At 24.7% G+C, this 6,927-nt stretch carries 8 protein-coding genes; 2 read left to right on the top strand and 6 right to left on the bottom strand.

What is annotated here, in order from left to right; all coding sequences use genetic code 4:
* Positions 1–37: 37 nt before the first annotated feature.
* Positions 38–472 carry a hypothetical protein gene (locus AB668_RS05700; protein ID WP_050517115.1) on the top strand — a complete coding sequence of 145 codons (435 nt, stop codon included), beginning with the start codon at positions 38–40 and terminating at the stop codon, positions 470–472.
* 330 nt (positions 473–802) lie between these two features.
* Positions 803–1,600, top strand: a complete 798-nt coding sequence (locus AB668_RS01925; protein ID WP_050517386.1) for an alpha/beta fold hydrolase — start codon at positions 803–805, stop codon at positions 1,598–1,600.
* 25 nt (positions 1,601–1,625) lie between these two features.
* On the opposite strand, the gene AB668_RS01920 is transcribed toward AB668_RS01925, so the two are convergent.
* The 6 genes from AB668_RS01920 to AB668_RS05695 all read right to left on the bottom strand — a co-directional run.
* Positions 1,626–2,807: an NADH-dependent flavin oxidoreductase gene (locus AB668_RS01920; protein WP_050517387.1), complete on the bottom strand. Its 1,182-nt coding sequence runs from the start codon at positions 2,805–2,807 to the stop codon at positions 1,626–1,628.
* The gene (locus tag AB668_RS01915) at positions 2,800–3,675 is read right to left on the bottom strand and encodes a deacetylase SIR2 (protein WP_050517385.1); all 876 of its coding nucleotides are present in this window, start codon (positions 3,673–3,675) and stop codon (positions 2,800–2,802) included. The genes AB668_RS01920 and AB668_RS01915 overlap by 8 nt, the downstream gene beginning before the upstream one ends.
* Position 3,676: 1 nt before the next feature.
* Positions 3,677–4,021 carry a glycine cleavage system protein H gene (locus AB668_RS01910; RefSeq protein WP_050517384.1) on the bottom strand — a complete coding sequence of 115 codons (345 nt, stop codon included), beginning with the start codon at positions 4,019–4,021 and terminating at the stop codon, positions 3,677–3,679.
* On the bottom strand, positions 4,005–5,009 hold the full coding sequence (locus tag AB668_RS01905; RefSeq protein WP_050517383.1) for an MsnO8 family LLM class oxidoreductase: 1,005 nt from the start codon (positions 5,007–5,009) through the stop codon (positions 4,005–4,007). The genes AB668_RS01910 and AB668_RS01905 overlap by 17 nt, the downstream gene beginning before the upstream one ends.
* Before the next feature lie 119 nt (positions 5,010–5,128).
* Positions 5,129–6,277 carry a phosphatase PAP2 family protein gene (locus AB668_RS01900; protein ID WP_050517382.1) on the bottom strand — a complete coding sequence of 383 codons (1,149 nt, stop codon included), beginning with the start codon at positions 6,275–6,277 and terminating at the stop codon, positions 5,129–5,131.
* A 175-nt stretch (positions 6,278–6,452) separates the two neighbouring features.
* Positions 6,453–6,927 (bottom strand): hypothetical protein (locus AB668_RS05695; protein WP_235443326.1); only part of this gene is annotated, 475 nt, incomplete at its 5' end.

The raw sequence follows: 6,927 nt of genomic DNA, 5'->3' as shown, positions 1-6,927 counted from the left end.
TGAATCCTTCTTTGACATACCTATTAAAAGAAAAATTATGAATGGAGTGGTTGAATATCAAAAAAATTATTATGCTGCATTTGATGAAAATGGGAAGAGATATAAGTTCAACAAAAAAGAAAGTATTGAATTTGTTATAGGTGCAGATGAGAAGTTCTACTTTAGAACAGAAACTATGCGTTTTAAAGCTGAAATATTAGAAAAAGGATCTCATGATTGAGGGATAGCTGATATAGCAAAAAGAAAACAATTAGATGAAGAAAGAAAACATGATTTAAAAACCCTAGGAACAATAAATAAAACAAGATGAATTCATACTGTATTAGATAAGACTCTTAACAGCATTAAAAAACACCCAAGTGGATTGCCCAGTGAAGTAGTCGATGAACTATCAGGACTTGTCTCAGGTGTTAAGAATGAATGTTATCGCATATCATTCGAACTCAAAGAAAAATTAGGCTTATTGGATTAGTTTAATTTTCTAATTTCCTTTGATAAGATTATTATAACTTAAAAATTTAAAGGTTCATTTTGTTTGAAAACCCACGATAGAAAAATAATAAAATCCTACTCTCCAGTCTCTTTAGGCTGCTCTTTTTTTATCCATTAAATTTCCGAATCAACAAACACTCTATCTAATGAAAGCTAATTACCCTTTATATAAAACTTAAATTTTTCTCTAGTTCCACACTTTTTTAAGTTTAATTATAGGTTCATTTTGTTTAATACTTCAATTTTATACTAATAATTTTTATAATAAATAATATTTTTCATAAAATATAATTAATTGGAGTAATAAAATATGAAAAAAATAATTTACAACTATGATTATGTTTATAAAAACAATAATAACAATAAGTATAATATAATCTTTTGTCACGGATTCAATTCTTCACCAAGAGTATTTGATATTTTTAAAAACTATTGAACTAAATCAGATTATTATGCTCTACAATTTCCAGGAAATAACAATACAAAAGCGGTTGGAAATGATAAAGTGACAGTTTTTGATTTTGCTAGATTGTTAGTTGAGTTTATTGAAAATAATAAATTAGAAAATGTTATTTTAATAGGTCATTCAATGGGTGGAGGGGTAATTTCGTTAGCTTATAAATTAAAACCAGAACTATTTAAAAAACTAATTTATGTAGCTCCCATGAATAAAGCTTCAGAAAAAATTGATAGACAATTTTTAGTTGATTATTTTCCAAAAACATTTGATGATCTAGTTAATAACTTTTTAACTTCTTTATATTTCGATAGTTCTAAATATACAAATAACACAAGTTGAATGAGATTAGCTAAAAAAACTTTTTCAGCTAATGATTATAATAATGAGACAATTTTAAACTTAGGTAAAACTTTAGTATCAAATCAAGTACATGATCAAATTGAAAAAGCTTTAACTTCAATACAAATTCCTTGTTTATTAGTTTTAGGTGAAAAAGATGGAGTTGTTGATCGAGATAAATGTTTAGAGTATTTTGAAACAAAAATTAAAGATATTAAAACTTGTTATATACCAAAAACAGGGCATATGGTATTTGAAGAAGACTGAGATCAATTTATTAAGATTGTTGAAGATTTTATTGATAATTAAAAAGAACTCTCTTGCTCAGTTCTTTTTAATTATTTTTGATATTATCTTTAAATGTTTTTATTGTTTTATCTGGAATTGTTTCACAATAACTAAACATATTAACTATATCTTTAAATGAAGATTTAGGAATGCAAAGATTAGTTAATTGTTCAGGTTTAACAACTAGATTAATTTCATCTAATTTATTAGTTTTGATTTTTTCAGTAAACTCTGGATCTGCAACAAAAACTGAACTTAATCCTACTAGATCTGAATATTTCAAAGCTTCTAAACATTTATCTGGAGAGTTAATTCCTCCTGATGAAATAATAGGTAATTTATTTTGATATTTCTGATAAATTACTTTATTAGTTAACTGGTTTTTAAATTCACAATTACTTCTAATTTTGTTTAGATAAATATCATGACCTCAACTAGCAATTGCCAAATAAGAAATTTGAACTTTTTCTATTAATAAGTCAACTAATTTGAAAAAATCAATAATACTATATCCTAAAAAAGATCCATAAGTTTCTTCAGGGGTTGCTCTAAAACCTAAAATAAAATTCTTAGGTGCATGTTGATTAATTATCTCTCTTATCTTTGTAAATATTTCAAGACATAATCTTGAACGATTTTCAAAATTATCTGATGAATAACAATCAGTTCTTTTGTTAATATGTTGGCTGAAAAAGGTTTGAATTAACAATCGTTGTGCCATTGAAATTTCAATTCCATCAAATCCTGCTTTAATAGCTCTTAAACAAGCATCAGCATAACTTTGAACAATTTCACTAATTTGAGTTTCAGATAATTCTAATACTTCATGATCAACTGGAAAATGATTTTTTTCATATGATGGACCATATAAATAGCCATATTTTTTAAGAGAAGCTTTGGAAAATTTACCAGCATGAGCTAATTGCAAAACAACAAAATTTGAATCAGTTTTCATTGCTTGATACAACTTTTTTAATGAATCTATATGATCATCAGTTTGTGCACTAATACCATATTCAAAAAGTTGTCCAAACTCATCAAAATAAACTCCACCTGTAATTTGCAAACTAGCTGAATCTTTTCTTCTGTTTGCATATGCTAATTCTTGATCAGTTGCTTTTCCGTTTTTATCTGCAAGACTTAAAGTCATTGGTGATAAAACAAATCTATCTTTTAAGTTAAAACCATTAAGATTAAACGGTTCAAATAATTTTTTATATTTATTCATTGTCATCTAATTTTAAATTATTTTTTATCTCCAACAACTTCGCTATTGTTATTTTAATATCTTCAAAACAATTATATGTTCTGTTTCTGATTTCTTGTGGAATACGATACAACTTATTATTAAGTGTTAAATAAGTTGAATTTTGATAGTTTTTTACCATTTCTCAGAATGGGTGTTTGATTAACATTGGGGTTGCATAACCAACACCAATTTCTAAAAATACTATGTTTTTATCTTTGTTTTGATCAATAAATTGCTCATAAGCTTGTTTTTCATCAAAAAACCTTTGATCTTCAACCATTCCCTTACATTTTAAGCGTTTATTAACTTCTAAAAATGCATTACATTTAACACATCTAGGAATTAAATTTAAATCAACTTTTAAATCTTTTTGTTTTTCAATCATTTCATAAACAGCTTTATCATTTGAATATAAAGTGTTATGACACATTTTAGAACATTGCAATAAATTATATTTACCTTGAATGTAAAATATTTTATCTTGATCAAAACCAGATACTTCTAAACTATTATCTGAATTTGTTGTGATAATAAAATAGTTTTTATCATTTAGATAGTTTTTTAGATTAATAAAACTTTCAGTAGCTTGTTGATCAAAATAGTTTAATTTCATAAATCTAGAGTGAAATGCTCAATAGTTTTGAATATCTTTAAAATCATAAACACTAGCTTGTAGCATATCTAAAAACTTAAATTCATCGATAAAATCTTTAAAGTTTTCTTGAAACCTTTTTCCAGTATAACCTATTTGATCAGCACTTGTCATTCCAGATCCAATTCCAATAACAATAGCATCAGCATTAACTAATAAATCGTTTAATTGTTTAATATCTTTAATTTGGTTCATATTAAAAGTCTTCTAAACTATCAAAAGCGTTTTTATCAATATTTGTTAAAATCATAATTCAGTTATTGTTTTGATCTGCTGAACCAATTAATTCAGGATTATCTAAGAATTTTTTATTTCATTCAACTACAGTTGCATCAATTGGCATTTTTAATGTAAGAATTGCTTTGGATGCTTCTAAAGCTAAAAATACATCATCTTTTTTAAAATCTTTTTTATCAGTATTTTTAAATTGAACATAACCTACAGTTCCAAGATCATCTTGCATTTCTGCAGTCAATCTTAAATAGTAGTTTTCTGTATTTTCTTGTTTTTCTAAAACTAAATAATTAATTACTTTTTTCATTTGAAAGACTCCTTTTGTTATAAAATTTTGCAATCCTTTTTAGAACTAATTTTCTATCATCTATACTTTTTAAAGTTGGAAGAATCATTAAATGATCAACATTTAATTCTTTGCAAAATTGATCTATTTTTAAAATATCTTGATCATTTTGAACTTTAAAGATACTATTGTAATATTTGTCAAATATCTTTTTAGATTGATCATCAAATTGGTGATTATTAAAATCGTCATTTTTTGGAAATACTTCAAACTGATTAATGTTTTTAATTGTTCTATAAAAAGCTAAAACTTTTTGATTTTGTTCAACTTCTTTTAAAGTTTTACCAGCAACTACATTAACACTTATTGTTATATCAGTTGGTTGTTTATTTCATGTTTTTTTATAAGTTGAAATATAAGTATTAATAACTTCTTTTGCATAAATTATTGAAGGATTTAAAAATCATCCATAATTTATCTTAAAACCGTGTTTAGCAGCAAATTCAGCTGATTGTTGACTTGTTATTAACATTACTATATCAATAGTTTGTTTAATATTTGGAACAACTTTTAAATCAATTGAATTGTGATTATTTACAAATTTATCAACTAATAATAATTTAGACTTATAATCTAAATCAGTTTGAGATTCTAATAATTTAGCTAAATTACTATCAAAATTTATTGCTGAACCAAAACCATATAAAAATCTATTTTCATGTAATAGATTTAAAGTATTTATTTGTTCAGAAATAACATATGGTTGATAGTTATTTAACATTATTCCACCTGATCCAAGTTTAATCTTTTTAGTATGAGATGCTAGGTAGTTCAACAAAATAAGTGGACTAGAGATCGTTAGTGAATTAATGTTGTGTTGTTCACTTACTCAAAAAGAAAGATAGTTTAATTTTTCAGCATATTTACATAGTTCTAAAACTTCATCATATGCTTTTTTATAATTATCTTTTTTGGTTAATAAACCATGATCTAATACACTTAATTTCATAACAAATTTATTATAACACTATAAATATTGATTTGATTAGTTACTAAGTCTGGAATATTGATTTGATTAGTTAATAATAAAATATCTAAATTTAGATAACAAAATAGCATCAGTTGATGCTATTTTTTATACCTATTTACTTTATTAACTCTTTGTTTAATTCTTTCTCCTATTTTATGAACAACTCAAATTAAAGGTATTCCAAATAAATAAGAAAAGCAAACATCTGAAAATCAATGACCTCTATCAACAACTAAAGCACAACTCATAGATAGTAAATGTATTAAGAAAATTACTAAGAAAATAATATTTATATAACTTAATTTCTTTTTATTTGAAAGAAAGAAAAAGAATGTTGTTGACATTGTTAAAGTTCCAATTATATGACCTGATGGAAATGCTCATTCAACTCATTTATTGTAAAAAGCTAAGTCTTGTCGTGGATGAAAGATTGTTCCATTTATCACATATCAAGCTCAGTTACCTTTGATATTAATTACATTGTTATTACTATCAACTAAACCGTGTTTAAACTCAGTTTGATTCAAGTAAATATCCACTCAATCTTGATGACCTTCTTGTTTCATTTTCTCTAATAAATCAGCATAAATAACATTGTAATAATACAATCTTGAAGTCATTCCTTTTAATAGAACAATAATAATATATGTTACTATAGCAAATAAAATTACTTTAATAGATTCAACTCAATACTGATTTGATAAAAAGTTTTTAGATCTAGCGAATTGAAAATGTAATAAATAAAAACTAACAACCATAATTAAATGAGTAATAATAATTGAAATTATAAGTGCTACTTTTCTATAATGCATACTCATTAAAAATACAGCATCTCCATCACTTCCAAATCCATTACCTTTTTTAAGTTGTAAATAAGATTCAATTGTTATAACTAGTAAAGATGAAATTAAGATTGCTAAGTAAACTGCTTTTATAATTCATTTATTTTTACTTCAAAAATTTAATTGATTGTTTTGTGATTTATATAAAAATCAACTTTCAACAATAACCATAAAAGCACAACATAAAAATGGTCCTAATAACATATTACCTAACATTTCATAAGTTACTGCTCAATATTTACCTATTTCATAATTTAAAGCTTTTTCAAAAAATTGAGATATTTTAAGATCTATTTCATATGGTGTAGAAATCACTAAACCTATTACAGCTAAGATAAAAAGTATTAATAAACTAAAAAATATAGTATAAAAAACTGAACCTTTCTTTTTAAATTTGATATTCATCTTACACCTCTTTTTATATTTATAAGTCTTATACAATATTTAATTTTACCTTAATTGTTAATTAATGCGTGCTTATTTTATCTTTTGCTTTTTTGTTTTCGTGGGTTTTTAAACAAAATGAACCTTTAAATTTTTAAGTTATAATAATCTTATCAAAGGAAATTAGAAAATTAAACTAATCCAATAAGCCTAATTTTTCTTTGAGTTCGAATGATATGCGATAACATTCATTCTTAACACCTGAGACAAGTCCTGATAGTTCATCGACTACTTCACTGGGCAATCCACTTGGGTGTTTTTTAATGCTGTTAAGAGTCTTATCTAATACAGTATGAATCCATCTCGTTTTATTTATTGTTCCTAGGGTTTTTAAATCATGTTTTCTTTCTTCATCTAATTGTTTTCTTTTTGCTATATCAGCTATTCCTCAATCATGAGATCCTTTTTCTAATATTTCAGCTTTAAAACGCATAGTTTCTGTTCTAAAGTAGAACTTCTCATCTGCACCTATAACAAATTCAATACTTTCTTTTTTGTTGAACTTATATCTCTTCCCATTTTCATCAAATGCAGCATAATAATTTTTTTGATATTCAACCACTCCATTCATAATTTTTCTTTTAATAGGTATGTCAAAGAAGGATTCAACC

Source organism: Mycoplasma sp. HU2014 (genome assembly GCF_001199495.1).
Taxonomy (GTDB): domain Bacteria; phylum Bacillota_I; class Bacilli_A; order Mycoplasmatales; family Mycoplasmataceae; genus Mycoplasma.
This window is presented reverse-complemented; position numbering and strand designations above follow the sequence as displayed.